Raw genomic sequence first — 25,088 nt, 5'->3', positions numbered from 1 at the left:
CGCCGCCGCGTGCTCAGCGGACCGGAACCTTGTCGAGGAAACCGGTGACCGGCTTCAGGAGACCATTTTCGATCTGGCAGACATCGGTGCCTTCGATGACAGAGGGAACGCCGTCCGGACCGAGTGCCCAGGAAAAGCGGATCGTGTCGGCGTAACCGTCGGCGGCACCCTTCAGCGTGAAGCGGAAGCCGGGGAACTGTCCGTGCACGCCGGCAATGAGCGCATCCACGCCGGCATGGCCGTCGCCCTGCATGATCGGGTCGCGATAGGCGACGTCGGCGGTGAAGGCCTTCTCGATCTGGCCGGCGCGGCTTGCGGCGTCGGTCGTGTTCCAGGCGGCGATGTAGGCTCTAGCGATGGCGTTGAAGTCGTGCATCGAAGTGTTCCTTTCGTTTGGCGTTTCGATGCCTCCGGTATCGCCGGACGAGGGAATGAAACCAATTACCTTCCACGTAATGGCCGCGCCTATCGCATGGGCGACGCCGGCCGACACCACTCTTGAAAGAGGAGCAAGACCCGTGAGCACTGGCTTTTTCGGCGATATCGCCAAGATCAGATATGAAGGACCGGATAGCGCCAACCCGCTCGCCTTCCGCCATTACAACAAGGACGAGGTTGTGCTCGGCAAGCGCATGGAAGATCACCTGCGCTTCGCGGTTGCCTACTGGCACACCTTCGTCTGGCCGGGCGGCGACCCCTTCGGCGGACAGACCTTCGAACGTCCCTGGTTCAAGGACGACATGGCTGCGGCCAAGCTGAAGGCCGACGTCGCCTTCGAATTCTTCGACCTGCTCGGCGTGCCGTTCTATTGCTTCCACGATGCCGACGTGCGCCCGGAAGGCAAAAGCTTCGTCGAGAACACGAAGAACCTCAACGAGATCGTCGACTACTTCGAAAAGAAGCAGGCCGAGACCGGTGTCAACCTGCTGTGGGGCACGGCGAACCTCTTCTCCAACCGGCGCTACATGTCGGGTGCGGCGACCAATCCGGATCCGGATGTCTTCGCGTTCGCAGCCGCGACGGTGAAAACCTGCCTTGACGCCACCAAGCGCCTCGGCGGCCAGAACTACGTGCTCTGGGGCGGTCGTGAAGGCTACGAGACGCTGCTCAACACCGACATGAAGCGCGAGCTCGACCAGCTCGGCCGTTTCGTCAACCTCGTCGTCGAGTACAAGCACAAGATCGGCTTCAAGGGCGCCATCCTGATCGAGCCGAAGCCACAGGAACCGACCAAGCACCAGTACGACTACGACGTCGCGACGGTCTACGGCTTCCTCAAGAACTACGGCCTGGAAAACGAGGTGAAGGTCAACATCGAGCAGGGCCATGCGATCCTTGCCGGCCACTCCTTCGAGCACGAGCTGGCGCTCGCCAACGCGCTCGGCATCTTCGGCTCGATCGACATGAACCGCAACGACTACCAGTCCGGCTGGGATACCGACCAGTTCCCGAACAACGTGCCGGAAATGGCGCTCGCCTATTACCAGGTTCTTGCCGGCGGCGGCTTTGCGACCGGCGGCACGAACTTCGACGCCAAGCTGCGTCGCCAGTCGATCGATCCGGAGGACCTGCTGATCGGCCATATCGGCGGCATGGATTGCTGCGCGCGTGGCCTGAAGGCAGCGGCAAAAATGATCGAGGACAAGGCGCTCTCCGCACCGCTCGAAGGCCGCTATGCCGGCTGGCAGGTGCCGGAAGCCAAGAAGATGCTCGACGGCGGCTTCTCGCTGGAAGAGATCGAGGCCTGGGTGCTGAAGTCGGACCTCAACCCGCAGCCGAAGTCCGGCAAGCAGGAGCTGCTCGAAAACGTCGTCAACCGCTACGTCTGAGCGGAGATGGATATCGAAAGGGCGCCTCGAAAGCGCCCTTTCTCTTCGTCGACGCGCACGGGAGGCGATCGTTGATGTCGCGGATTTCTGCAGCAAGGGCGTGCCGTGGCTGGCCCAATGCCGTTTGCAATGAAATCGATTACAAAACTTTTCGGAATCCGGTCGTGCGCTGTTGCCCCTCGCTGAAAATCTGCTAGCTTCGGCGCCTGCAACGTTTCAGATCCGGCAGTTCTGGGAGAAAACAAAGGCGTGCAATCGCCTTTCATGCCGGCTGTCAGGACAAGGCCAACACCAATTTCGGCCGTTCCATCGGGAGGAAAATCAGCATGAAGACCATCAAGGGGCCAGGGCTCTTTCTTGCGCAATTCGCCGGCGATGCCGCGCCGTTCAATTCCTGGGATGCGATCACCAAATGGGCGGCCGATTGCGGCTACAAGGGCGTGCAGGTGCCGAGCTGGGACGCGCGGCTGATCGATCTGAAAAAGGCGGCGACCTCGAAAGCCTATTGCGACGAGTTCGCCGGCACGGCGCGCGACAATGGCGTCGAGGTAACCGAGCTTTCGACCCATCTGCAGGGTCAGCTCGTCGCCGTGCATCCGGCCTATGATGAAGCCTTCGAGGGGTTTGCAGCACCCGAGGTGCGCAGCAATCCCAAAGCACGCCAGGCCTGGGCGGTGGAACAGGTGAAGCTGGCGCTGACGGCCTCGAAGAACCTCGGCCTCAACGCCATGGCAAGCTTCTCCGGCGCGCTCGCCTGGCCTTTCGTCTATCCCTGGCCGCAGCGGCCGGCCGGTCTCGTCGAGACCGCCTTCGATGAACTGGCGAAGCGCTGGAAGCCGATCCTCGACCATGCCGAGGATTGTGGCGTCGACGTCTGCTACGAGATCCATCCGGGCGAGGACCTGCACGACGGCATCACCTACGAGATGTTCCTGGAGCGCACCGGCAACCATGCCCGCGCCTGCATGCTCTATGACCCTTCGCACTACGTGCTGCAGTGCCTCGACTATCTCGACAATATCGACATCTACAAGGACCGCATCCGCATGTTCCACGTCAAGGACGCGGAGTTCAATCCGACCGGGCGCCAGGGCGTCTACGGCGGCTACCAGGGTTGGGTCAACCGCGCCGGCCGCTTCCGCTCGCCCGGCGACGGCCAGGTGGATTTCGGTGCGGTGTTCTCGAAGATGGCCGCCAACGATTTCGCCGGCTGGGCGGTGGTCGAGTGGGAATGCGCGCTGAAACATCCGGAGGATGGGGCACGCGAGGGTGCCGATTTCGTCAAGCATCACATCATCCGCGTGACCGAGAAGGCGTTCGACGACTTTGCCGGGGCTGGCACGGACGAGGCGGCCAACCGGCGCATGCTCGGTATCTGAGGCAGGTAGGACCTGAGGGTGCGACTGCCCGCTCTCCTCGGGTTAACCCGAGGACTGGCCCTCTTCCCGCAGGCGGGGAGAGGGGACGTGGATTGCCGCTGACCACGGGTTATCGTGGCTGCTGTTGCTGCGGTTTCGCAAGCGGGTGCGGCATGAGCCCTTCTCCCCGCGTGCGGGGAGAAGGCGCCGGCGGGCGGATGAGGGGCATCCGTTGCGCCAGGAAACGAGCAAACAACACGGAACGAACAGGGGAGAAGATCATGGCAATCGAAGGAACGAGCGAGAAGCGCGAGCGTCGCATCCGGCTCGGCATGGTGGGCGGAGGCTCCGGCGCATTCATCGGCGCGGTGCATCGCATCGCAGCCCGTATCGACGATCACTATGAGCTGGTGGCCGGCGCGCTGTCGTCGACGCCGGAAAAGGCGGAAAGCTCAGGCCGAGAGCTCGGGCTCGATCCGTCGCGGGTCTATTCCGACTTCAAGCAGATGGCGATCCGCGAGGCGAAGCTGAAAGACGGCATCGAGGCGGTGGCGATCGTCACGCCAAACCATGTGCACTACGCTGCGGCCAAGGAATTCCTGAAGCGCGGCATCCACGTGATCTGCGACAAGCCGCTGACTTCGACGCTTGGCGACGCGAAGAAGCTGAAGAAAGCGGCGGACGAGAGCGATGCGCTGTTCGTGCTGACGCACAATTACACCGGCTATCCGATGGTACGGCAGGCGCGCGAGATGGTCGCCAATGGCGAGATCGGTGCGGTGCGGCTGGTGCAGATGGAGTACCCGCAGGACTGGCTCACCGAAAACATCGAGCAGTCGGGCCAGAAGCAGGCGGCCTGGCGCACCGATCCGGCGCGCTCGGGCGCTGGCGGCTCGACGGGTGATATCGGCACGCACGCCTATAATCTCGGCGCCTTCGTCTCCGGCCTCGAACTCGAAGAACTCGCTGCCGATCTCGACAGCTTCGTTGGCGGCCGCCAGCTCGACGACAACGCCCATGTGATGATGCGCTTCAAGGCGAAGGACGGCGAGCGCGCCAAGGGGCTGCTCTGGTGCAGCCAGGTGGCGCCCGGCCACGAGAATGGCCTGATGGTGCGCGTTTACGGCACCAAGGGCGGGCTTGAATGGACGCAGAAGGACCCGAACTATCTCTGGTACACACCGTTCGGTGAGCCGAAGCGCCTGCTCACTCGCGCCGGCGCCGGGGCGGGTGCGGCCGCAAACCGCGTCAGCCGTATTCCGTCGGGCCATCCGGAAGGCTATCTCGAGGGCTTCGCGAACATCTACACGGAGGCGGCGCGCGCCATCTTTGCCAAGCGCAAGGGCGAGAAGATCGATCCGGCCGTCACTTACCCGACCATCGACGATGGCATGAAGGGCATGGTCTTCGTCGACGCCTGCGTACAGTCATCCAAACGAAATGGGGCGTGGGTAAAGGTATAGCCGCAGGCCAATACCGGCGGAAGGGCGGGGCTTTCCCGCCCTTTTTCGCGAGTTGACATTTGCCGGCATGGATTTAGGTCGGCCCGCTACAAACCAAAAACCAAGGTCCCGCTGGCAGCGGGGCCGGAACGAGACGAGACAAAGATATGACCGATCCCAAGATCCTGGCAGAGCGCTTCCCGGGCGATTTCGTATTCGGGGTGGCGACCGCCTCCTTCCAGATCGAAGGCGCGACCAAAGCTGACGGGCGCAAGCCGTCGATCTGGGATGCCTTTTCGAACATGCCGGGCCGTGTCTTCGGGCGTCACAACGGCGATGTCGCCTGCGATCACTACAATAGGCTCGACGAGGATCTGGACCTGATCAAGAGCCTCGGCGTCGATGCCTATCGGTTTTCCGTTGCCTGGCCGCGGATCATTCCTGAAGGCACCGGCCCGATCAACGAAAAGGGTCTCGATTTCTACGACCGCCTCGTCGACGGCCTGAAGGCGCGTAACATCAAGGCCTTCGCCACGCTTTACCATTGGGACCTGCCGCTGGCACTGATGGGCGATGGCGGCTGGACGGCCCGCACGACGGCCTATGCCTTCCAGCGCTACGCCAAGACCGTGATCGCCCGCCTCGGCGACCGGCTCGATGCGGTCGCGACCTTCAACGAGCCCTGGTGCTCGGTGTGGCTCAGCCACCTCTATGGCATCCATGCGCCGGGCGAGCGCAACATGGACGCAGCCCTGCATGCGCTGCACTTTACCAATCTGGCGCACGGGCTCGGCGTCGACGCCATCCGCTCCGAGCGGCCGAACTTGCCTACGGGCATCGTCATCAATGCGCATTCGGTCTACCCGGGCAGCGACAGCGCGGCCGACAGGAAAGCCGCCGATCGCGCCTTCGACTTCCACAATGGCGTCTTCTTCGGCCCGATCTTCAAGGGGGAGTACCCCGAAAGCTTCATGAGTGCGCTCGGCCATCGCATGCCCGCGATCGAAGACGGCGACATGGAGACGATCTCCCGGCCGCTCGACTGGTGGGGGCTCAACTACTACACGCCGATGCGGGTCAGTGCCGATCCGGCCAAGGGCGCAGAATATCCGGCAACCATCAATGCCAAGCCGGTGAGCCAGACAAAGACGGATATCGGTTGGGAGGTTTACGCTCCAGCGCTCGGCAGCCTGGTCAAGACGCTGAACGCGACCTACCAGCTGCCCGACTGCTACATCACCGAGAACGGCGCCTGCTACAACATGGGCGTCGAGAACGGCATTGTCGACGACCAGCTGCGGCTCGACTATATCGCCGACCACTTGTCGGTGACGGCGGATCTGATCGCCGAGGGTTATCCGATGCGCGGCTATTTCGCCTGGAGCCTGATGGACAATTTCGAATGGGCCGAAGGTTACAAGATGCGTTTCGGCATCGTCCATGTCGACTACGACACCCAGGTCCGCACCATCAAGAAGAGCGGTGAGTGGTACCAGGCTCTGGCCGAGCAGTTCCCGAAGGGCAACCACATCTGACGCTCAAGCGGGCGGGCTCACCCGCTCGCAACGCTTCCGTGCGGCTCGGTCAATTCACCGTCGGACCGGCAGGACTTCCAGGCTCTGCCGGTCGAGCTGGGCCAGCACTTCCTTGAAACCGTAGCGCGGCTTCCAGTCGAGCTTTTCGATCGCAGCACTCGGGTCATACACTCGGTCGATGGTCGCGGGCAGCGGCCAGTCGCGATCGGCAAAGGCCTGCGACAGTTTTGGCGCACGCTCACGCAGGAGCCCCGCGGCATCCTCCGCCAGCCGGCGGCAATCCGTTGGAAGGAACGGCGTTTCGCCCGAGATGATGTAGCGCTGAAAAGCCGGGCCGCCATTGTCGAGTGCTGCCACATGCGCGGCAGCCACGTCGCGCGCATCGATGCCGCGGTGCAGGCGGTAGCTTGCGATACGATCGGCGACCTCCGGGAAACAGCGCGACATGCGCAGCACCCGCACATGCAAAGCACGATCCGCCGCGTTTTCGAGCAGAGCTTCGGCCGCAAGCTTGGTGTGGTGGTAGATGGTGTGCGGCTTCGGCGGCGTCTCCTCGGTGATCCAGGCGCAGCCGCCTTCCGTGACCGCGTGACCATAAAGTGCCGTCGTGCTGGTAAAGACGATGCGGCCGACGCCGGCGGCCTGGGCTGCGGCAATCACCAGATGGGTGCCCATCACATTGACGCGCTCGAACTCCTGGTCGGCGACGGCGTCTACATGTGGCGCGTGCAGGGCCGCCGTATGGATGACGGCGTCCGTCCCTTCCATCGCGCGCTCCAGCAGTTCGCCATCGACGAGATCGCCGACGACGGCCGTCGTGCCGAAGGGCGCGCGATCGATGCCGATGACGTCATGGTCGGCGGCGGCGAGCGCGTTGTAGATCGCTCTGCCGATGCGGCCGGAACTTCCGGTCAAGACGATGCGCATTTCTCACCTCATAATCCTGTTCCTGCCCGTTAGCATGAAATGCGGTCGGACACAGTCCGCCCGAGCAAGGATTTCCAAGATGGCGATTTGCGGGATGACGGCGCGTTGCGAAGCAAAAGAGCATGGTTTTGCCGTTGCTTGGCAAATTCGGAAAAATCATGCCTGTGAAAGGGCGTGGCAATTCTCCATAAGACCCGTAGATTATGTCGCATGCGGGCCATGCGGCAGCAAAGTTGAACTGACTGGTTGCTTGATGTTAGAGAAGTGCTCCCTGTTCCGAATGCGTTGTCGAATGTCGGCCTGACCAGACGCGCGTTCCATCCCGGCCAGGCCCGGGATCATGAGTTTTGAACATCCGAGAGCACTTATGTACCCGCACATTCCGACTGCGCCTCATTCGGGGAATTCCGAACGATGAGCGTTTCCGCCCAAAACGCCGCGCCATCGGCTGACGCGGCCGTCGTCTTCGACGGCGTTTCCAAGCATTTCCCCGCGTCCGGCACCAGCGGCGCCTTCACTGCGCTCGACAAGGTCTCGCTGACCGTCGACCGTGGTTCGATCACCGGCATCATCGGCCGCTCCGGCGCTGGCAAGTCGACGCTGATCCGACTGGTCAACGGGCTCGAAAAGCCGACGGGCGGCAAGGTGCTGGTTGACGGCGTCGATGTCGGCGGGCTCGACGAGGCGGCGCTGCGCAGCCTTCGCCGCTCCGTCGGCATGATCTTCCAGCACTTCAACCTGCTGTCCTCGCGCACCGTGTTCGGAAACGTCGCGCTGCCGCTCGAAATATCCGGCATGGACAAGCGCGCGATCGAACAGCGCGTTCGGCCGCTGCTCGATCTCGTCGGTCTCGCCGACAAGCACGGGCGCTATCCGGCCGAACTTTCAGGCGGCCAGAAACAGCGCATCGGCATCGCCCGGGCGCTTGCGACCGAGCCGAAGCTCCTGCTCTCCGACGAGGCGACCTCGGCGCTCGATCCGGAAACGACCCAGTCGATCCTGGAGCTTTTGAAGCGCATCAATGCCGATCTCGGCCTGACGGTGCTGCTCATCACTCACGAGATGGAAGTGGTGAAGGCGGTGACCTCAGACGTCGCCGTCATCGATCATGGCCGCATCGTCGAGCGTGGCCACACCTTCGACGTCTTCACCCATCCGAAGCACGAGACGACGCGGGCGCTGCTCTCGGGGCTGCCGGGTTCGAAGCTTCCAGACGCGGTCGCCCGCGCCCTGAAGCCTGCACCCGCGGCCGGCGATCGCGCCGTCGTGCGGCTCACCTTCTTCGGGGCTGCGGCCGAGAAGCCGCTGATCTCGCAGCTGATCAAGTCTGTCGGCGCCGAGGTCAACATCATCGCCGGCACGATCGACGAGATCGGCGGCGCGCCCTATGGCTCGCTGGTCGTCGCCTATGGCGCGGATGCCGAGACGTCCGGCCGCGCCGAACGCTTCTTTGTCGAAAACGGTCTGGTCACGGAGGTGCTCGGTTATGTCGCCTGATATTCTCCTGCGCATCGGCGGGGCCACGGTCGACACGATTTACATGGTCGCCATCGCCGGCCTGATCGGCTCGCTGATCGGCGGGCCAATCGGCATCTTCCTCGCCACCAGCGGCAAGGGTGAACTCTTCCCGGCGCCGACGCTCAACCGCATCATCGGGCTGATCGTCAACGCCACGCGCTCGACGCCGTTCATCATCCTCGTCGTCGCCATCATTCCGTTTACGCGACTGCTCACCGGCACCTCCATCGGTACGAAGGCTGCGATTGTGCCCTTGACGATTGCCACCATTCCCTTTGTCGCGCGGCTGGTGGAAGCGGCGATCCGCGAGATCGACAAGGGCCTGATCGAGGCGGCGCGCGCCATGGGCGCGACCCCGATGCAGATCGTCTTCAAGGTGCTGCTCGCCGAAGCGCGGCCCGCGCTGACCCTGGCGCTCACCATGACCGCCGTCAGCCTCATCGGCTATTCGGCGATGGTCGGTGCCGTCGGCGGCGGCGGGCTCGGCGACCTTGGCATCCGCTACGGCTACCAGCGCTTCATGCCCGACGTGATGCTCGTCGTCGTCATCGTGCTGATCGTGCTGGTGCAGCTCGTCCAGAGCGCCGGCGACGGGCTGGCGCGGCGCTTCGACAAGAAAAACCGCAAGACCTGATTTCCTCCCAAGACTGAACGTGAACAAGGAGACGACCATGAAGAAGCTTATCATCGCGGCAGCGATTGCCGCTCTTTCCGCCGGCACGGCACTCGCCGAAACCATCAAGGTCGGCGTCACGCCGGGCGAACACGCCCAGATCATGGAGAAGGTGAAGGAAATCGCAGCTCCCAAGGGCCTCGATATCGAGATCCTCGAATTCTCCGACTACGTCGTCCCGAACCAGGCTCTGGCTGACGGCGACCTCAACGCCAACTCGTTCCAGCACCAGCCCTATCTCGACAACCAGATCGCCGATCGTGGTTTCGACATCGTCAGCGTCGGCACCACCATCACCACCCCGATGGGCGTCTATTCGCAGAAGGTGAAGAGCCTCGACGAGCTCAAGGACGGCGCCACGATCGCCATCCCGAACGACCCGACCAATGGCGGCCGCGCGCTGCTGGTTCTGGCGTCGAAGGGCCTGATCAAGGTCAAGGAAGAGGTCGGCCTCAAGGTCACGCCGGCCGACATCACCGAGAACCCGAAGAACATCACGTTTGCCGAGCTCGACGCTGCCCAGCTGCCGCGCTCGCTGCAGGACGTCGATGCCGCCGTCATCAACACCAACTACGCGATGGAAGCCGGCCTGCACCCGAAAAAGGACGCGATCGCGATCGAAGGCGAGAAGTCGCCCTACGCCAACGTGATTGCCGTGCGCAAGGCCGACAAGGATGCTCCGTGGGTGAAGACCCTGGTCGAATCCTACCACGACGAAAAGGTGAAGGCCTTCATCAACGACACCTTCAAGGGCGCGCTGATCCCGAGCTGGTAAGCGTCTCTGGTAAAGAGAAACATGGACCGCGCGCTGCAACTTGCGGCGCGCGGTTTTTCTTTGACCGCATGGCTTGCTTGGCTATCCTCCTGGCACTTCGAGGAGGACGAACCATGAGCGTCTTGAAAGGCGGATGTCTCTGCGGTGCAATCCGGTATGAGCTGAACCGTGAGCCGCTCTTTTCCGGTTTCTGCCATTGCCGCGATTGCCAGCGCACGACAGGCACCGGTCATTGCTGTTACATGATCTTCGAGCGGGCCGATGTGACGATGTCGGGAACCGGCCGCGGCTACGAGACGCGCGCTGAAAACGGCAATCCTTCGATCCGCTATTTTTGCGAAACCTGCGGCAGCCAGGTTTATGGCTCCGGCCCGCCGGACGATCCGCGTGTGTCGATCTATGCCGGCACACTCGACGACCCCTCGGCGTTTCGCCCGACCGACGCCATTTTCACCCGCAGCCGCCATGAATGGGACCGCAGTGCGTTGGCACTTGAGGAATGCGAGGCGTTGCCGGGCTGACAGGGGGAAGTCGGTGCTGTGTTGCTCTGGAAAACTGCCCTTGAGATTGTGGTGCTCACAAATACGCCTCAGAGTCGTGTTCATTGCGGTGCAACCATGTCGCCATTCGAGGCTTAGATGAGATATAGAAACAGCGGTGTTGGCCGGTTGTTTGTTGTGGCACTTGCCATGTTTCTGCCGACGGAGAGAGGGGCTGCGGAGCCGCTTGGCGAGGGCAAGTTTCACGTTCGCTACGCATTTTCGTTGGGCGGTAAGCTTCTTTCTTACGCTGAAGTCGCATGCGATTATGGAAAGACCTGCCTGCTCTTCACCGATCAAAAAGGTGTGGAGCTGAGTCTGCGTCCGGATAGGGACGGTGAAGGCGGAGCGCTGATGGTCAGCTGCGGTGACACTCACTGCGGCTTCTCAAGCCCGGCAATATGGTCGACTGACAACAGCCGGCTGGAAGAGTTTGTTGTGGTTGAACGGTCGCCATCCGACTTTGGTCAGGAACTTGTCATCCAGATACGCCGCCGAATCGGTAGTATCCTTCTGAAGTTTCCTCCAACCGAAAGCCCGGTGATCGTACAACCCGACATCAAGCTATGATTGTCAGCTACCGAGGTGGCGCTCGCCGCGCTTCTTCGCAAGTTCGATCTGCCGTTGGCGCTGGCGGTAGCGTTCGCGGTCCTCGTCGGTGCGGACCTCGTGGCAATGGATGCAGGAGACGCCGTCCTCGTGGTGCGGTGAAGTGAGGTCCGCCTTGGTCAGCGGCTGGCGGCAGGCGTGGCAGAGCGTGTGCTCGCCTTCCTCGAGGCCATGGGTGACGGAGACGCGATCGTCGAAGACGAAGCAGGCGCCTTCCCAGAGGCTTTCTTCCTGGGGCACTTCCTCGAGATATTTCAGGATGCCGCCCTTGAGGTGGTACACCTCATCAAAGCCCTGCTCCTTCATGAAGGCGGTCGCCTTCTCGCAGCGGATGCCACCGGTGCAGTACATGGCGATCTTCGGCTTGTTGTGCAGGCCGGTGTTGTTGCGCACCCAATCGGGAAATTCGCGGAAAGTTTTGGTGTTCGGATCGACCGCACCCTTGAAGATGCCGATGGCGGTTTCGTAGTCGTTGCGCGTATCGATGACGATCGTCTCGGGATCGGAGATCAGCGCATTCCAATCCTTCGGATCGACATAGGTGCCGACGATCTTGTTGGGGTCGATATCCTCGACGCCCATGGTGACGATTTCCTTCTTCAACCGCACCTTCATGCGCAGGAACGGCATGGACGATGCACGGCTTTCCTTGTGCTCCAGTGCGCCGAATTCGGGCTGCGCGCGCAGGAACGAGAGCACCGCGGCGATGCCGGCATCCGTGCCGGCGATCGTGCCGTTGATGCCTTCATGCGCCAGAAGCAGCGTTCCCTTGACGCCGTTTTCGTCGCAGACGGCCTGCAGCGGTTCGCGAAAATCGGCGAAACGCGGGAAGCGTGCGAAATGATAGAGCGCGGCCACCAGAAACTGGCCATGCGTCTCACCATGGGGCTCAGGGCGCGGGGTCGTGAAAATGTCGGTCATGGCCCGTGCAAATACAGCTTTCGCGCCGCAAGCGCAATCGCGGCGGGGCCCAGGGGCACTCTGTCGCGGCGCGGACAGTCGGTCCGCCCGCCGAAATTTCGCCGAAACATCAGCGCGCGGCGTCGAGCCAGAGCAACCGGATCGTTCGGCTTTCGTCGTCCGGTTCCTCCTGGAAGACCTCGGCGGCGAGATCAAGAGCGTGCTTGCGCAAGCTTCCCTGTCGGTCGATGACGGCCGCGATGAGGTGGGCCTGATCCTGACTGTTACCGGCAAGCCCCGGATCCTCGTTGATCAACTGGGTCATGACCGCGAGATCGTTGAGGTGCCCGAGCGTGTCGACCAGCGCTTTAGCCTCGGTGCGCTTGGCCTGCAGGGCCGAAGGCCAGACCGCGTGCATCAGGCCGAGATGCATGCGGTAGTCCTGCGCCCGCTTTCGCAGCTCGTGGAACGCCGGGGCTTCCGAAGTCTCGCTGCATGCCTGCCTGGCGCGCTTGGCCCGCCTCAGAGTGCGCCGCCATCCCTTCGTCAGCCGGTCTGCGGTCTTGCGGCGTCGATCGTCGAATGTCACTTGGCTGAGGGCCTGCAGTGCCTGCTCGCAGCGCACGATGGTGGCTGCCACGCGGTCCTCGATATCGGTCGCGCTTGCAGTGATGCGGTCCCGGCGTGTCGTCAGCCGCTCGCAGACATGGTCGAGCGCCCGTTCTTCCTCCTCGTTGCACGCGGCTGCCTTGAGGTAATGGGCGTTCTCGACCAGTGCGGCCGCGTCCCGAACGGTTGAGAGGTTGCGGGCCATGTCGCGGATGCGCGCATTTTCATGCTTCTGAAAAAGCGGCACGTCCGCTGCGACGAGACGGTACAGCGAGCGCAGGCGCTTGAAATTCTTGCGGGCGTCATGGATCGCCTCGTGCACCCCGTCAGGCCGATCCTCGAGCGTCATCACCGCCTGTGTGAGCTGTTCGGCGGCGATCGTGCGGAAGTCTTCGGAAAAAGGCCGTCCAGGTTCGAAGGCGTAAGTCATGGTTGCGGTTCCGTCAGTCCTTCTGTGGCGAGGGACTGGTTGGAGTAGCGGCGATCGCCCGTGATTTCCTGCCCGACCCAATCGGGCAGCGCCGGCATGTCGGTCTCGCGCTTCATCTCGACTTCCGCAACGACGAGGCCTTTGAGCGCGCCTCCATAGACGTCGACTTCCCAGGTGAACCCCTTGTGCGGCACCCGGTAGCGCCTCTTCTCGATGACGATCCCGACCGCATGGGTCAGCATCTCGCGGGCATCCTCCATCGGCAGGTCGTACTCGTATTCGTTTCTGACCAGTGCCGACTTGCCGATCTTGATGGTCAGCCGCGCCCATTTGTCGCCGTGGATGCGCACGCGCAGCGAGCGGTCGTCCATGGTCACGACATAGGCCTGCCTGAGGTCAATGCCCTTGTCCGCACGCTCTCGCCACCCATCGGAAGCGACGAGAAACTTGCGCTCTATTTCCTTCGCCATGGAAAATCCGCCATTTCGAGGGCCCGCAGCCTTCAACCTATCGCTTTCACGCAAAGGCTCAAGTCATCTCTTTGTCGCAAGTTGCATATTACCCTTGCCTCACATGCGAAAGCCGCGCTCTCGCCGCCTTGGGTCTCGACAACCGGCGGTCGGGGGAGTATGCGGAGGGCATATTCAATCGTTTTAAAAAGGACGATCGGCATGAGCGCGAAATCCGACAGGCTTCTTTCAACCCTCAAACTGGCGCCGGTTGTTCCGGTGCTGGTGATCGACGACGTGGCGACCGCCGTTCCCCTGGCGCGCGCGCTCGTTGCCGGCGGGTTGAAGGCGATCGAGATCACGTTGCGCACGCCGGCCGCACTCGAAGCGATCCGCGCCGTTGCCAACGAAGTCGAAGGCGCTGTTGCTGGCGCCGGTACGATCCTCAACGCCGCCCAGTTCGAAGCCGCGGTCGAAGCCGGCTCGAAGTTCATCGTCAGCCCCGGCACGACGCAGGAACTGATCGATGTGGCCAACGACCACGAGGTGCCGCTTTTGCCGGGTGCGGCGACGGCGAGCGAAGTCATGGGTCTGCGTGAAGAAGGCTACGACGTCATGAAGTTCTTCCCGGCCGAGCAGGCAGGCGGCGCCGCCTACCTCAAGTCGCTGTCCTCGCCGCTTGCCGGCACGCTCTTCTGCCCGACGGGCGGCATTTCCCTTGCCAATGCGCGCGACTATCTGACGCTGCCCAACGTCGTTTGCGTCGGCGGCTCCTGGGTTGCGCCGAAGGAACTGGTTGCCAAGGGCGACTGGGCCGGCATCACCAAGCTTGCGGCAGAAGCCTTCGTGCTCAAGGGCTGAGCGGCAAGCAACGCCTTCCGTTTTTTGAAAGGCCGGGTGGAGAGCCCGGCCTTTTTCTTTGGCTGTACGGCGTCGCTCGCCTCTGGCGCGAATTTGTATTTTCCCTGCAACGTTCCTATGTCTCAATCCATTCAGCGACGGGCGCGCGGGCGGCGCACCCTTGAGCTCGCCTTCAACCGCCCGGAACCGACAAGGAGCGAAACCCGATGTTCGACGCGAAGAAATTGCTGGATCAGTTTCTGGGATCGCAGGTGCCCGGTGCCGGCGGCACGGTGCGCGATCGCGCGACCCAGGCGACGCAGCTTGCCAAGGACAATCCACTGGCGAGCGGCGCCATTGCCGCTGTTCTGCTCGGCACCAAGTCGGGTCGCCAGCTGGCCGGCAACGCCGCCGTGCTTGGCGGTCTCGCGGCGATCGCCGGTCTCGGCTACCAAGCCTACAAGAATTATCAGGCCGGCAATACGCCGGGCGGTGCAACGGTTGCCAAGGGCGAGCCGGAACTTCTGCCGCCGCCGGCCGATTCCGGCTTCGCCTCTGCTCCCGAAGCCGTCAGCCATGATTTTGCGCTGACCCTCGTGCGCGCAATGATCGCCGCTTCGCGTGCCGACGGCCATATCGACGAGGCCGAGCGCCAGCACATCATGGACAAGCTGTCGGTCTCGGGCCTTTCGGCCGATGCCGCGGCGTTCCTCGAAGGCGAGCTTGCCAACCCGGTCGATATCGACGCGATCGTCGGCGCGGCAAAGACCGAAGAGGAGCGCGTGGAGATCTACACCGCGTCGCGCCTGACGATCGAGCCGGAAACCCGTGCGGAGCGCGGCTATCTCGACCTGCTCGCCGGACGCCTCGGACTTCCCGACGCGCTGGTCGATCACATCGAGGCGACGGTCTCGGCCGCCAAGGTGCCGGCCACCGCGTAGGATACCGTTCGGGGGGGCATGGTTTCATCACCGGTTCGAACAGGGTTCATCACCAGTTTGAATTTGTGTCGGCCGCCACTCTGGCCTATGCCGAAGGGCAGGGATGAAGGAGGAGCGGCCGATGCAGGATCTGAAGAACTGGAAAGGGTGCCCGGCGCCGAAGGGCGTCGCGCTCGAAGGGCGTTTCGTCAAGCTCGAGGCCTATGAGCGCGACCGGCATCTGCAGGACCTCTGGGACGGCCTCGGCGGTATGGCGATCAACCCGCTGCTCAAATACTTCACGCAGCCGGATTTTAGGGATATCGACGCTTTCGATGCCTGGCTGACGGCGGCGCAGGAGAAATCCGGCTGGGTTACAGAGGTCTTCCGCGACAAGGCGACCGGCATTGTCGTCGGCATGGCCAATTACATGCGTGCCGATCCCGCCAACGGCGTCGTCGAAGTCGGCTCCGTGGCACACGGCGCCGCCATGGCCCGCTCGCCGCTCTCGACCGAGGTGCATTACCTGATGGCGAAGCACGCCTTCGAGGATCTCGGCTATCGCCGCTACGAGTGGAAATGCCATAGCGAGAACATGGCGAGCCGCAAGACCGCCGCCCGGCTCGGTTTTACCTTCGAGGGCATCTTCCGCCAGCACATGATATCCAAGGGCGGCAACCGTGATACGGCCTGGTTTTCGATGATCGACAGCGAATGGCCGCTGCTCAATGCCGCATTCGAAACCTGGCTTGCAGCTGATAATTTCGATGAAGACGGTCGCCAGAAGCGGCGGCTTGAAGATATACGTTCGGATCTGGAGCGGCAGGCGTCGAAATAGGCGCAGGCTGCTTAAGCCGCAGCAGACAACAACAGGGAAATCATGCAGAACAAGGAAAAGTCACCGGCGATCGCCGCTGCGATCATTCTCGTCGTCGCCGGTCTCGGCTTCTTCGTTCTGCCGTCGATCATGCTCAAGCTCGGCGATATCTCGCCCTGGCTGGCCGCCGCCTTCGGCGTGATCTTCGTGCTCGGCTTCTTCCTGCTCTTCTGGCTGCGAGCCCGCTACCAGCGCAAGCGCGGGCTCTGACGGCCCGATCAGGCCGCGTGCGTCAGCTCTGCAGAGCCGCGCCGAGCAGCGCCAATCCCAGCAACAGAACCAGGGCAGCGCCGGCGATCTCGATGCCGTTCGAGATCCGGGCAGCCGCCGCGCCGTTTGCCGCATAGCGAAGCGCAACGCCCTTGGCGGTGACGGCCATGGTCGCAAGGATTGAGACGGTGATCGCCGTACCGATCGACATGGCGAAGACCGAAAGCACGCCGCCGAGGTAAAGCCCGTTCAGGAGTGCGAAGGACAGCACGATGAGTGCGCCGGAGCACGGGCGCAGGCCGACGGCGATGACCGCCGACCAAGCTTCGCGGAGCGCAAAACGATCCCCTTTCAGCATCGACGGGTCGGGCGCATGCGCATGGCCACAGCTTGAGCAGACCTCGCCCGGGCCATGGCTGTGCCCGTGGTGATCACGATGGTGGCTATGATGATGATCGTGATGATCATGAAGGTGATCGTCCGCGAGCTGGACGTGCCCGCCGCCGGCAACGGAAGCCAAGGCAACCGGACGCAGCATCGACCGTAGCTTGCGCAGGAGAAGCCAGCCGCCGAAGGCGGCGATCAGCGCGTAACTTGCGATCTCCAGCCAGCGCGTTGCGCTGGTCATGCTGATCGAGGTACCGCGCAGGATGAGGTAAACGGCGCCGATCAGGAGGATCGCGACCACGCCCTGCAGCAGCGAGGACAGGAAGGAGAGCAGCACGCCGCGCTTCAGTTCCGTCTCGTTGGCGATCATGTAGGACGAGATCACCGCCTTGCCGTGGCCGGGGCCGGCGGCATGCAGCACGCCATAGGTGAAGGACAGGCCGACCAGCGACCAGAGCTGCCAGGGGTTCTCACGCATCCCCTTGAGCGCATTGGTCATCAGCCGGTAGAAGCCCTGCTGCTCCATGTTGATCCAGGCGAAGAAGCCGCCGAGAAAACCGGTCGTCTTGAACGCGGGCTCGGCCGTGCCGATGCCGAGGGGCGACTGCGCCGCGGCAATCGTTGCGGAAAGCGCCGTGACGACGAGCGCGGCCGTGACCAGACGTGCGATCCCGCGGGTGTTCAGCATGTGATCTCGATCCTGGTTGCAAACAGCTTCGACATGTCGGTGCCCGTCGGGTCGCTCCAGAAGGCGTCGGTCAAGGTGTCCTTGTTCTCGGCGAGAACTTCGTCGGGATCAGGGCGAACGACCTTGTGCTCACAGGCATTGATCTTGTCGCCGACGACGGTCAGGTCATCGTCGGTGGCGAAGTCCATGGCCGTATACATCGTTGGATCGTAGACGCCGAAGGAGAGCTTGCCCTTGAGCGGCATCGGCTCGGCCGGCTTGACCGCGAACATCATCAGCAATTGCCCGTCCTTGTAGTCGACGGTGATGTGATCCGGCTTGTTGACCTTGATGGTTTTGCCGTTGTCGAGGATCGTCGTGTAATAATTGTACTCGGACAGGGACTCCATCACCGTCTGCCCGACTTCGGCCAATTCATCCGGATCGAGCGTCGCGTTCGAGTTCTTGTCGAAATCGAGCACCACGCTGGAGGAGAACAGTTCGTCGAAGCGCCAGACGTTCCTGAGTTCGCTGATCTCGTCCTTGTCGTCGGAGACGACCTCGAGGCGCGCTTCCGCAAAGATGTGCGGGTGGGCAAAGGCCAGCGACGGGGCAGCCAGGGTGGCAAGGCCGGCCATGACGAGGCGTTTGGTTCTCATGTGGCGGCAATCCTTTCGGCTGGAGCGATCGCTCCGCGATTCGTTTCCGGGAATGTACCGGAAATGGGACGGAATTGGGACTTTGAGGTGCCGGCGCCCGATCACCGTGGCTTGCGAAACCAGGCGTGCAGGAAGTCGACGAGGGTTCTGACCTTGGCCGGGAGGTAGCGGCGATGCGGATAGATCGCATAGATGCCGCGGTCGCGGGGGAGGAAATCGTCGAACAGCGTGACGAGTTCGCCGGTAGCGATTTTCGGGCGGGCGATGAAATCCGGGATGATCGATACGCCGAGGCCGGAGACGGTGGCTCTGAGGGCTGCAAGCGGGCTGTTGACCTCGATCGGGCCGCTGACGGGCACGGTGAAGGCCGAACCATCGGGCTCGACGAAGCGCCAGTTGGAGTAGGAGCGGCCATTGGTATCGAGAATGCAGGGCAGCTTGGAAAGGTCCGTCGGGTGAGCGATGGGGCCAGATTTTTCCAGGAATTCCGGGGCAGCGCAGATCAGCACCTGGAAATCGTCGAGCTTGCGGGCGATCAGCGTCGAATCTTCGAGCCGGGTGATGCGGATGGCGACGTCGAAGCCTTCCTCGACCAGATCGACGAAACGGTCGTCGGAGATGATTTCGAGCGAGAGTTCGGGATGCTGCTTGCCGAAATCGACCAGCGACTGGCCGATGTCGGCATCGACGAAGGTGCGCGGCGCGGTGATGCGCAGCCGTCCCTTGAGGTCGGAGTTGTTGGCGCGCACGAGATCGGCGAGATTGTCGATCTCCTTCAGGATTTCCGATGCGGTGCGATAGTAGGTGTGGCCAGCCTCGGTCAGCGAGAACTGCCGTGTCGTGCGGTTGAGGAGCAGCGCACCGAGTTCATCCTCGAGCTCGCGCACATATTTCGAAAGCAGCGCCTTCGACTTGCCGACACGCCTTGCGGCGGCCGAGAACCCCTCGGCGTCCACGACATCGATAAAGGCGCGGATGCGGGTGAGTGTGTCCATGGCGATCTTTCTTTCGTGCTCTCAATCGTGCTTCGCCGATTCGCCGGCGAAGGCCTCTTTCCGCGTCGATAATGCAGACGGCAGATTGTCCGTCGCTTGCGTCATTGCGCCGGGTTCTGCCTTCAGTGCCTGTTCTTATAAATAATAGTCTTCTTTCAATGCTTTAGCGTTGTGGACGATCTGGCGCCAAGCGTTCAAAATTTGTGAACATCGACAGTTTTGCCCGGCTGGAAAAAAATTCAACCGCGGTTGTGAAAAAACTCTTGATTACGACGGGCTTTTTTCTTACCTACGCCCTTGCCCAAAGTCGCACGTGCCTGTGGGTGTCCGCCGACCCTCGATTAGGTGAGGGTATCGGTAAGGTACCTGGAACTAACCCCTCCAGTCGCTATTCCGGCCAACCGGGAAATGCGAGGACATCTTGAAGCAACGACGGTGCGGGCCTTTCTGGTGTCTGCCGGCTTTCCAACAGCCGGGGTTACTGAAGAGGCACACCTTCATTGCCGGAAGTGCGGTTGGGTTATTCCCTCCAATCCATGGCAGACAAAGCCGAATTGAAGCCTAGGCGGGCTTTGATTCACCGTTCGCGCATCGAGCGCATGCATGGTTCCGGGGTCTCCACCGGCTGGTTCCAGAGCATGTGCGCGTATGCCCTTTGTCCTCCGCGAAAGCGGGGCATCTTGGATCAGGGGAATATGGCCATGACCACGGCTCGCATCATCGACTTCATCAACACCCGACGACCGGAAGGCCCGTGCCTTGTTGTCGACCTCGACGTCGTGCGCAACAATTTCAAGGCTTTCCGCCATGCGATGCCGGACAGCTCGATCTATTATGCGGTCAAGGCAAACCCGGCGCCGGAAATCCTGCGCCTGCTCGCCGGCATGGGCTCTTCCTTCGATTGCGCGTCCGTCGCCGAAATCGAAATGGCACTCGACGCCGGTGCGACCGCGAGCCGCGTCTCCTATGGCAACACCATCAAGAAGGAGCGCGACATTGCCCGCGCCCACGCGCTTGGGGTCAACCTGTTCGCGGTCGACAGCCACGAGGAAGTGGAGAAGGTTGCCCGCGCAGCCCCCGGCGCTCGCGTGTTCTGCCGCGTCCTGACCGATGGTGAAGGCGCCGAATGGCCGCTGTCGCGCAAGTTCGGCTGCGTCCCGCAGATGGCCGTCGACGTGCTCGTCTACGCCCACCAGCATGGCCTCGTTTCCTACGGCGTCTCGTTCCATGTCGGTTCGCAGATGACGAAGCTGGATGCCTGGGATCAGGCCCTTGCCGATGCCAAGCGCGTCTTCGTGCAACTGGCCAAGCAGGGCATCGAGCTCAAGATGGTCAACATGGGCGGTGGCTTCCCGACGAAGTACCTGAAGGACGTGCCGACGGCGGAAGCCTATGGCCAGGCGATCTTCGGCGCGCTGAAGAAGCACTTCGGCAACCACATCCCGGAAACGATCATCGAGCCCGGTCGCGGCATGGTCGGCAACGCCGGCGTGATCAAGGCGGAAGTCGTTCTCGTCTCGAAGAAGTCGGACAACGACGCCCATCGCTGGGTGTTCCTCGACATCGGCAAGTTCGGCGGACTCGCCGAAACCATGGACGAAGCGATCCGCTACCCGATCCGTACGGCGCGCGATGGCGACGAAATGGAGCCTTGCGTGCTCGCCGGCCCGACCTGCGATTCGGCCGACGTGCTCTATGAGAAGAACATGTATCCGCTGCCGATCACCCTTTCGATCGGCGACGAGGTTCTGATCGAAGGTACCGGCGCCTATACGACGACCTACTCGGCCGTCGCCTTCAACGGCTTCGAGCCGCTGAAGGCCTATGTGATCTGATCCGGCCTGCTCCCGTCCTCGGGCGGGAGCGCCACTTCACAATTTTCGTTCGGTCCGCCTGAAGCGGTTTTGATGACGGGAGGCCCCGATGGCCGCTGTTGTTGACGCCCTGCGCGCGTTTTTCGCGCCCACTACATTTGTAATCGATGCGGAGAATCCGGGCGACGTCGTCGCGCGCGAGAACCTGCTCGACCGTGCCATGGGCCCGGAGCGCCGCCGCAAGTCGTCGGAGAAGCTGCGCAGCGGCCGGCTGCCGGCCGAAGGCCTTGCCTTCGTCGCCCGCGATGTCGATGGTCACGTGATCGGCACGGTCCGGCTCTGGAACGTCGAGGCCGGCGTCAGCCGTGAGGGCCATGCCGTGCCGGCGCTGCTGCTCGGTCCGCTCGCAGTCGACCCCGCCCATGAGGGCAAGGGCATCGGCGGCATGCTGATGCGGGCCGCGATCGAAGAGGCCAAGAACCGCGGCCATGGCGCGATCCTGCTCGTCGGTGATGCTGCCTATTACGAGCGCTTCGGCTTCTTTGCCAGCCGCACCCAGCATCTGGTGATGCCAGGGCCGTTCGAACGCGACCGGTTCCTGGCGCTCGAGCTTCGGGACAACTGGCTCGAGGGCACCGCCGGCCTGATCGTCGCCAGCGGCCGCAAGCTCGCCATGCCGCCGGTTCGCCGCGCCGCCTGAGATCTCTTTCCGCCGCCAACCCTGCGGTGGCGGATTTTTCGCTGCTCCCTCGCTGGTCCGATCTGATCGGCGAGGGGGCAGACGCATGACATGCCGGGCGCTCCCTGCTGATCGGTTTGTGATCTTCCTTGACAAGGCAGCGCCGCTGACCTGTCCTTGCGCCAAGGCCTCGTTGCAGGCGGATGGAAGTCTCGCGCATGGATCCGTTCATTTTCGGGGCAGCGACCCTGCTGCCCTTTCTACTGACATCCTTCATCATCGAACTGACGCCGGGACCGAACATGGCCTACCTCGCCATGGTCGCGGCCTCGGAGGGGCGCAGGCCCGGCATGGCGACCGTCGCCGGCGTGGCACTCGGCCTGGCGATCGTCGGCCTTGCCGCATCCTTCGGGGTCGCCGAGTTCGTCGGCCAGTCGGACATGCTCTATGGGGCGCTTCGCTGGGCAGGCGTCGGCTTCCTGCTCTATCTCGCCTTCGAGGCCTGGAACGGTGACGGTGAGGAGGCGGGGCCGAGCGGCAAGCCCGCATCCTTCTATTTCCGGCGCGGCCTGATCACAAATCTGCTCAATCCGAAGGCGGCGCTGTTCTTCGTCACCGTGCTTCCGACCTTCGTCGACGATACACGCCCGCTCTTGCCCCAGAACCTGACGCTTGCCGCGCTCTATGTGGGGGTCGCGACCGCGGTTCATGCCGCGATCGTGCTTCTGGCCGGGGCGTTGGAGCCGGTCCTCAACTCGCCGGCACGCGAACGGTTGGTGCGGCGTGTGCTCGCGCTGATGCTTGCGGCCGTGGCGATCTGGTTCGGCTGGTCGACGCGACGCTAGGACCGATCAGGACGGGCTCTCGACCTCACGGGCGTCGTAGCAGACGAAGGCCAGCTTGTTGCCGTCGGGATCACGCACATAGGCCGCGTAGAAGCCATCGCCATATTGCGGACGGAAGCCTGGTTTTCCCTCTTCGCTGCCGCCGCGCGCCATGGCGGTCTCGAACAGCCGGTCGATGACCTCCGCGCTTTCCACCAGGAAGGCGGTCATCGCACCGTTGCCGACCGAGGCGGCTTTCCCGTCGAAGGGGTGGCAGGCAAAGAAACGCGGCGCCTTGTCATCATCCTTTCGACCCCAGGAGGAAACCTGCTCGTCGCAGTAGCAGCGCTCCTGGCCGATCAGCGCCATCACCGGATCGTAGAAGCGCTCTGCGCGCCTCAGGTCCGCCGTTCCGACCATGGTGTAGCCGATCATGCCTGTCTCCTCGCCTTGCCTGATGGGGGTGGTCCGTTTCGGTGGCAAGTCGTCTCACACCTGCTCTAGGCACGCAACAGCGGCGATCGGGATTGGAAGGAATGACCGATCGTGTCCGCGTCACCGCCCGCTTTTTCACGCGGGCTATTCGCCGTCGAGATAGGCGCGCCCGCGGCCGGACAGGCGATAGCCGACATCGAGGCTTTCGGTGAGGCCGAGCTCCTTCAATTTGCGGATGCGCGCCTTGAGCTTCAGTTTCTCCATGCCGATGGCGGCGCTCAGCTCCGCTGCGGTCGTCCCGTCACGGACGGCGATCAGCTGCAGTACCGGACGCGTCCAGCCCATGCCGGCGCTGTCGTCGAAGCGCGCGAGCTTGCGGTCGATTTCTGCCCGTCCTTCACCGTCGAGGTCAGCCGCTTCCCGCAGGACGATGCGTGGATCGTCGCCGGCCCGGTGGAAGGCGATGCGATAGCAGCGCCCTTCGGTGCGCGCGGTAAGCTCCTTCGCGAGGGCGGCGCGATCGGCAAAGCCGGCTTTGCGGGCATCGCTGTCGGTAATCGCGCCTTCGTCGATCTCGTCGACGGCATCGATGGCGAGAACACCGACTGCGGTGCGCAATCTACCGCCGGCCTTGACAGTCGGCTTGGTCCAACGCCGGAAGGCCAAGGTTACGTCGCCGCTGGCGATGCCAGCGAGCACGTTTTGGCGAAACAGCATTTCAGGCGGTGGCGCGGCGATAGAGGGCGAGCGAGCCGGCGAGCGCAAGCAAGGCGCCGCCGCAGAGGCGGTCGAGCCAGACGGCGCCGGAGCGCTTGAGGAAGGCTGCAGCCTTCGCGCCGAGCAGCGCATAGCCGAACATCACGGTGAAATCGACGACTGCGAAGACGAGCGCAAGCATGGCGTATTGCGACACCTGTGGTGCCGCCGGATCGATGAACTGCGGCAGGAAGGCGGTGAAGAACAGATAACCCTTGGGATTGGTGACAGCGACCAGGAAGCTTTTGAGGAAAATCGCGGCAGAGGAAACGGGAGCTGCGCCGCCGGCTTCGTTTGCCACCTGAATCGTCCCTTTCGACCGCAGCAGCATAATGCCGAGAAAGGCCAGATAGCCCGCGCCCAGCCATTTGACGACGGTAAACCAGAATTCGGAGGCCGCCAGCAGCGCGCCGAGGCCAAGCGCGACCGCGCCGATCAGCACGAAATCGGAGAGCACGGCGCCGACCATGCCGGCGATTGCGCGCCGCACCCCGTAGCGCGATCCGTTGGTGAGTGCGAGGAGGACCGTCGGGCCCGGTGTCGCGATGCCGATGAAGGCAACCAGCGCAAATGCGAGTATCGTCATTTCGGTCATGAGTTCCTCCCTCGTCGTCTCCTTCAGTCGTCCCACAGCTTTTGCGCGTGCGCAATCGTGTTTCGCGCGGACGCAGCCGCATTTCCGGGCCTGGTTTGACAGTCGAGGCGGCATCCCCTATGGAAGCGGCAGGGTGAAGGTCCCTGCCGTCCGCGAGCGTCATGCTTTGGTGAAGTCCTTCTTTTGAGACACGGTCAGCCGAAACGGCATGCGAACCGGTGGCAATGCGGGCTCCCATCTTCAAGGAATGCATGCCGCTGCAGGAGACCTTCTCATGACGCGCGGATCAATCCCGCTTCCCTCGCTCGACGCCCTGAAAGACCAGGCCAAGCGTCTGCGCATCCGCCTCGCATCCGAAGGCGAAACGATCGGCCATTCCCGCTCGCTCGAACTGATCGCCGCCCAGTACGGCTATCGCGACTGGAACACGCTGCATGCCGCCGCCGGCAACCGGCCGCCCTTCAATCCCTGGATGCTCGGGTCCCGCGTGAAGGGGCGCTATCTCGGCCAGGCCTTCGAAGGCGAGATCCTGGGCGTCCAGGCGATCGCGGCGCAGCCGGGACGCTATCGTCTGACGATGAAATTCGACCAGCCGGTCGACGTCGTCACCTTCGAGAGCTTCTCGGCCTTGCGCCAGCGGGTTACCGCGACGGTGGACGAGAGCGGCCGCACGATCGAAAAAACCTCCAACGGGATCCCGCAACTCGAACTTGAATGGTGAGGCGCGAGCACCGCCTTCCGAGGCCCTGCGGACATGTCCGTTTCCGGTCCGGCGCCGAAGTTCAACCCAACGTCCCCGAGGCCGGCGCCTTCCGGGGACGTTTTGGTTTCCGGGAT

28 protein-coding genes are annotated in these 25,088 nt (G+C 63.1%); 17 read left to right on the top strand and 11 right to left on the bottom strand.

Features of this window, described 5'->3' with window-relative positions; all coding sequences use genetic code 11:
* Positions 1-13 precede the first annotated feature (13 nt).
* Positions 14-376: a nuclear transport factor 2 family protein gene (locus ASE71_RS03565; protein ID WP_060517512.1), complete on the bottom strand. Its 363-nt coding sequence runs from the start codon at positions 374-376 to the stop codon at positions 14-16.
* Positions 377-518: 142 nt separating this feature from the next.
* Here ASE71_RS03565 and xylA point away from each other — a divergent pair, with 142 nt between their 5' ends.
* The 4 genes from xylA (at position 519) to ASE71_RS03545 (ending at position 6,164) form a co-directional block, all read left to right on the top strand.
* Positions 519-1,829, top strand: a complete 1,311-nt coding sequence (gene xylA / locus ASE71_RS03560; protein ID WP_060517514.1) for a xylose isomerase — start codon at positions 519-521, stop codon at positions 1,827-1,829.
* 326 nt (positions 1,830-2,155) lie between these two features.
* A complete protein-coding gene (locus ASE71_RS03555) occupies positions 2,156-3,208 on the top strand; it encodes a sugar phosphate isomerase/epimerase family protein (RefSeq protein WP_060517516.1) in 1,053 nt (350 codons plus the stop codon).
* Between the two features lie 260 nt (positions 3,209-3,468).
* Positions 3,469-4,650, top strand: a complete 1,182-nt coding sequence (locus ASE71_RS03550) for a Gfo/Idh/MocA family protein (RefSeq protein WP_060517518.1) — start codon at positions 3,469-3,471, stop codon at positions 4,648-4,650.
* Between the two features lie 146 nt (positions 4,651-4,796).
* Positions 4,797-6,164 carry a GH1 family beta-glucosidase gene (locus ASE71_RS03545; protein ID WP_060517520.1) on the top strand — a complete coding sequence of 456 codons (1,368 nt, stop codon included), beginning with the start codon at positions 4,797-4,799 and terminating at the stop codon, positions 6,162-6,164.
* Positions 6,165-6,218: 54 nt separating this feature from the next.
* Here the strand turns inward: ASE71_RS03545 and ASE71_RS03540 are convergent, their stop codons facing one another.
* Entirely contained in the window at positions 6,219-7,091 is an 873-nt protein-coding gene (locus ASE71_RS03540; protein ID WP_034787004.1) for an NAD-dependent epimerase/dehydratase family protein, read from the bottom strand.
* 414 nt (positions 7,092-7,505) lie between these two features.
* On the opposite strand from ASE71_RS03540, the gene ASE71_RS03535 reads away from it, so the two are divergent.
* From ASE71_RS03535 to ASE71_RS03515, 5 genes are all read left to right on the top strand, one after another.
* On the top strand, positions 7,506-8,588 hold the full coding sequence (locus ASE71_RS03535; protein ID WP_034787001.1) for a methionine ABC transporter ATP-binding protein: 1,083 nt from the start codon (positions 7,506-7,508) through the stop codon (positions 8,586-8,588).
* Positions 8,578-9,243, top strand: a complete 666-nt coding sequence (locus tag ASE71_RS03530; protein ID WP_034786999.1) for a methionine ABC transporter permease — start codon at positions 8,578-8,580, stop codon at positions 9,241-9,243. Before ASE71_RS03535 ends, ASE71_RS03530 begins: the two co-directional genes overlap by 11 nt.
* Positions 9,244-9,280: 37 nt before the next feature.
* Complete coding sequence (locus tag ASE71_RS03525; RefSeq protein ID WP_034786995.1) at positions 9,281-10,057, top strand: MetQ/NlpA family ABC transporter substrate-binding protein; 777 nt, start codon at positions 9,281-9,283, stop codon at positions 10,055-10,057.
* Between the two features lie 113 nt (positions 10,058-10,170).
* A complete protein-coding gene (locus tag ASE71_RS03520; RefSeq protein WP_063893522.1) occupies positions 10,171-10,578 on the top strand; it encodes a GFA family protein in 408 nt (135 codons plus the stop codon).
* Positions 10,579-10,695: 117 nt separating this feature from the next.
* A complete protein-coding gene (locus ASE71_RS03515) occupies positions 10,696-11,166 on the top strand; it encodes a hypothetical protein (RefSeq protein ID WP_060517522.1) in 471 nt (156 codons plus the stop codon).
* 3 nt (positions 11,167-11,169) lie between these two features.
* Here ASE71_RS03515 and ASE71_RS03510 read toward each other — a convergent pair whose 3' ends face one another.
* From ASE71_RS03510 to ASE71_RS03500, 3 genes are all read right to left on the bottom strand, one after another.
* Positions 11,170-12,126: a rhodanese-related sulfurtransferase gene (locus ASE71_RS03510; protein WP_060517524.1), complete on the bottom strand. Its 957-nt coding sequence runs from the start codon at positions 12,124-12,126 to the stop codon at positions 11,170-11,172.
* 109 nt (positions 12,127-12,235) lie between these two features.
* The gene (locus tag ASE71_RS03505) at positions 12,236-13,144 is read right to left on the bottom strand and encodes a CHAD domain-containing protein (protein ID WP_060517526.1); all 909 of its coding nucleotides are present in this window, start codon (positions 13,142-13,144) and stop codon (positions 12,236-12,238) included.
* Complete coding sequence (locus tag ASE71_RS03500) at positions 13,141-13,614, bottom strand: CYTH domain-containing protein (RefSeq protein WP_060517528.1); 474 nt, start codon at positions 13,612-13,614, stop codon at positions 13,141-13,143. Before ASE71_RS03500 ends, ASE71_RS03505 begins: the two co-directional genes overlap by 4 nt.
* 201 nt (positions 13,615-13,815) lie before the next feature.
* On the opposite strand from ASE71_RS03500, the gene ASE71_RS03495 reads away from it, so the two are divergent.
* The 4 genes from ASE71_RS03495 (at position 13,816) to ASE71_RS03480 (ending at position 16,440) form a co-directional block, all read left to right on the top strand.
* Positions 13,816-14,454, top strand: coding sequence for a 2-dehydro-3-deoxy-phosphogluconate aldolase (locus ASE71_RS03495; RefSeq protein WP_034786978.1), 639 nt, complete (start codon positions 13,816-13,818; stop codon positions 14,452-14,454).
* A gap of 206 nt (positions 14,455-14,660) precedes the next feature.
* Positions 14,661-15,374, top strand: coding sequence for a tellurite resistance TerB family protein (locus tag ASE71_RS03490; protein WP_034786977.1), 714 nt, complete (start codon positions 14,661-14,663; stop codon positions 15,372-15,374).
* A 121-nt stretch (positions 15,375-15,495) separates the two neighbouring features.
* Positions 15,496-16,191, top strand: coding sequence for a GNAT family N-acetyltransferase (locus ASE71_RS03485; protein WP_060517647.1), 696 nt, complete (start codon positions 15,496-15,498; stop codon positions 16,189-16,191).
* A 42-nt stretch (positions 16,192-16,233) separates the two neighbouring features.
* Positions 16,234-16,440, top strand: a complete 207-nt coding sequence (locus tag ASE71_RS03480) for a hypothetical protein (RefSeq protein WP_034786975.1) — start codon at positions 16,234-16,236, stop codon at positions 16,438-16,440.
* Between the two features lie 22 nt (positions 16,441-16,462).
* On the opposite strand, the gene ASE71_RS03475 is transcribed toward ASE71_RS03480, so the two are convergent.
* The 3 genes from ASE71_RS03475 to ASE71_RS03465 all read right to left on the bottom strand — a co-directional run bounded on the left by ASE71_RS03475 (position 16,463) and on the right by ASE71_RS03465 (position 19,148).
* Positions 16,463-17,515, bottom strand: a complete 1,053-nt coding sequence (locus ASE71_RS03475) for a nickel/cobalt transporter (RefSeq protein ID WP_060517530.1) — start codon at positions 17,513-17,515, stop codon at positions 16,463-16,465.
* Positions 17,509-18,153, bottom strand: a complete 645-nt coding sequence (locus ASE71_RS03470) for a DUF1007 family protein (RefSeq protein ID WP_034786971.1) — start codon at positions 18,151-18,153, stop codon at positions 17,509-17,511. Before ASE71_RS03470 ends, ASE71_RS03475 begins: the two co-directional genes overlap by 7 nt.
* A 101-nt stretch (positions 18,154-18,254) precedes the next feature.
* Entirely contained in the window at positions 18,255-19,148 is an 894-nt protein-coding gene (locus ASE71_RS03465) for a LysR family transcriptional regulator (RefSeq protein WP_060517532.1), read from the bottom strand.
* A gap of 695 nt (positions 19,149-19,843) precedes the next feature.
* Between ASE71_RS03465 and odc2 the strand changes: the two genes are divergently transcribed.
* From odc2 to ASE71_RS03450, 3 genes are all read left to right on the top strand, one after another.
* Entirely contained in the window at positions 19,844-20,983 is a 1,140-nt protein-coding gene (gene odc2 / locus ASE71_RS03460) for an ornithine/lysine decarboxylase (protein ID WP_218686560.1), read from the top strand.
* A gap of 88 nt (positions 20,984-21,071) precedes the next feature.
* Entirely contained in the window at positions 21,072-21,662 is a 591-nt protein-coding gene (locus tag ASE71_RS03455; RefSeq protein WP_034786966.1) for a GNAT family N-acetyltransferase, read from the top strand.
* Positions 21,663-21,859: 197 nt separating this feature from the next.
* Positions 21,860-22,486 (top strand): LysE family translocator, encoded by a 627-nt coding sequence (locus ASE71_RS03450; protein WP_034786964.1) that lies wholly within the window; start codon positions 21,860-21,862, stop codon positions 22,484-22,486.
* Positions 22,487-22,492: 6 nt separating this feature from the next.
* Here ASE71_RS03450 and ASE71_RS03445 read toward each other — a convergent pair whose 3' ends face one another.
* From ASE71_RS03445 to ASE71_RS03435, 3 genes are all read right to left on the bottom strand, one after another.
* A complete protein-coding gene (locus tag ASE71_RS03445; protein WP_034786961.1) occupies positions 22,493-22,900 on the bottom strand; it encodes a VOC family protein in 408 nt (135 codons plus the stop codon).
* A gap of 144 nt (positions 22,901-23,044) precedes the next feature.
* Positions 23,045-23,617: a hypothetical protein gene (locus tag ASE71_RS03440; RefSeq protein ID WP_060517534.1), complete on the bottom strand. Its 573-nt coding sequence runs from the start codon at positions 23,615-23,617 to the stop codon at positions 23,045-23,047.
* A gap of 1 nt (position 23,618) precedes the next feature.
* Positions 23,619-24,251 carry a LysE family translocator gene (locus ASE71_RS03435; protein WP_060517536.1) on the bottom strand — a complete coding sequence of 211 codons (633 nt, stop codon included), beginning with the start codon at positions 24,249-24,251 and terminating at the stop codon, positions 23,619-23,621.
* A 274-nt stretch (positions 24,252-24,525) separates the two neighbouring features.
* Here ASE71_RS03435 and ASE71_RS03430 point away from each other — a divergent pair, with 274 nt between their 5' ends.
* Entirely contained in the window at positions 24,526-24,972 is a 447-nt protein-coding gene (locus ASE71_RS03430; protein ID WP_060517538.1) for a glyoxalase superfamily protein, read from the top strand.
* Positions 24,973-25,088 lie beyond the last annotated feature (116 nt).

This window comes from Ensifer sp. Root954 (assembly GCF_001429005.1).
GTDB classification, from domain to species: Bacteria; Pseudomonadota; Alphaproteobacteria; order Rhizobiales; family Rhizobiaceae; genus Ensifer; species Ensifer adhaerens.
This window is presented reverse-complemented; position numbering and strand designations above follow the sequence as displayed.

Coding starts and splice junctions, on each gene's coding strand:
- ASE71_RS03515 (WP_060517522.1), top strand. CDS start 10,696: ATGAGATATAGAAACAGCGGTGTTGGCCGGTTGTTTGTTGTGGCACTT.
- ASE71_RS03505 (WP_060517526.1), bottom strand. CDS start 13,144: ATGACTTACGCCTTCGAACCTGGACGGCCTTTTTCCGAAGACTTCCGC.
- ASE71_RS03490 (WP_034786977.1), top strand. CDS start 14,661: ATGTTCGACGCGAAGAAATTGCTGGATCAGTTTCTGGGATCGCAGGTG.
- ASE71_RS03565 (WP_060517512.1), bottom strand. CDS start 376: ATGCACGACTTCAACGCCATCGCTAGAGCCTACATCGCCGCCTGGAAC.
- ASE71_RS03500 (WP_060517528.1), bottom strand. CDS start 13,614: ATGGCGAAGGAAATAGAGCGCAAGTTTCTCGTCGCTTCCGATGGGTGG.
- odc2 (WP_218686560.1), top strand. CDS start 19,844: ATGGCCATGACCACGGCTCGCATCATCGACTTCATCAACACCCGACGA.
- ASE71_RS03535 (WP_034787001.1), top strand. CDS start 7,506: ATGAGCGTTTCCGCCCAAAACGCCGCGCCATCGGCTGACGCGGCCGTC.
- ASE71_RS03550 (WP_060517518.1), top strand. CDS start 3,469: ATGGCAATCGAAGGAACGAGCGAGAAGCGCGAGCGTCGCATCCGGCTC.
- ASE71_RS03440 (WP_060517534.1), bottom strand. CDS start 23,617: ATGCTGTTTCGCCAAAACGTGCTCGCTGGCATCGCCAGCGGCGACGTA.
- ASE71_RS03430 (WP_060517538.1), top strand. CDS start 24,526: ATGACGCGCGGATCAATCCCGCTTCCCTCGCTCGACGCCCTGAAAGAC.
- ASE71_RS03540 (WP_034787004.1), bottom strand. CDS start 7,091: ATGCGCATCGTCTTGACCGGAAGTTCCGGCCGCATCGGCAGAGCGATC.
- ASE71_RS03450 (WP_034786964.1), top strand. CDS start 21,860: ATGGATCCGTTCATTTTCGGGGCAGCGACCCTGCTGCCCTTTCTACTG.
- ASE71_RS03485 (WP_060517647.1), top strand. CDS start 15,496: ATGCAGGATCTGAAGAACTGGAAAGGGTGCCCGGCGCCGAAGGGCGTC.
- ASE71_RS03545 (WP_060517520.1), top strand. CDS start 4,797: ATGACCGATCCCAAGATCCTGGCAGAGCGCTTCCCGGGCGATTTCGTA.
- ASE71_RS03525 (WP_034786995.1), top strand. CDS start 9,281: ATGAAGAAGCTTATCATCGCGGCAGCGATTGCCGCTCTTTCCGCCGGC.
- ASE71_RS03445 (WP_034786961.1), bottom strand. CDS start 22,900: ATGATCGGCTACACCATGGTCGGAACGGCGGACCTGAGGCGCGCAGAG.
- ASE71_RS03520 (WP_063893522.1), top strand. CDS start 10,171: ATGAGCGTCTTGAAAGGCGGATGTCTCTGCGGTGCAATCCGGTATGAG.
- ASE71_RS03465 (WP_060517532.1), bottom strand. CDS start 19,148: ATGGACACACTCACCCGCATCCGCGCCTTTATCGATGTCGTGGACGCC.
- ASE71_RS03480 (WP_034786975.1), top strand. CDS start 16,234: ATGCAGAACAAGGAAAAGTCACCGGCGATCGCCGCTGCGATCATTCTC.
- ASE71_RS03530 (WP_034786999.1), top strand. CDS start 8,578: ATGTCGCCTGATATTCTCCTGCGCATCGGCGGGGCCACGGTCGACACG.
- ASE71_RS03435 (WP_060517536.1), bottom strand. CDS start 24,251: ATGACCGAAATGACGATACTCGCATTTGCGCTGGTTGCCTTCATCGGC.
- ASE71_RS03510 (WP_060517524.1), bottom strand. CDS start 12,126: ATGACCGACATTTTCACGACCCCGCGCCCTGAGCCCCATGGTGAGACG.
- ASE71_RS03475 (WP_060517530.1), bottom strand. CDS start 17,515: ATGCTGAACACCCGCGGGATCGCACGTCTGGTCACGGCCGCGCTCGTC.
- ASE71_RS03555 (WP_060517516.1), top strand. CDS start 2,156: ATGAAGACCATCAAGGGGCCAGGGCTCTTTCTTGCGCAATTCGCCGGC.
- ASE71_RS03470 (WP_034786971.1), bottom strand. CDS start 18,153: ATGAGAACCAAACGCCTCGTCATGGCCGGCCTTGCCACCCTGGCTGCC.
- ASE71_RS03495 (WP_034786978.1), top strand. CDS start 13,816: ATGAGCGCGAAATCCGACAGGCTTCTTTCAACCCTCAAACTGGCGCCG.
- ASE71_RS03455 (WP_034786966.1), top strand. CDS start 21,072: ATGGCCGCTGTTGTTGACGCCCTGCGCGCGTTTTTCGCGCCCACTACA.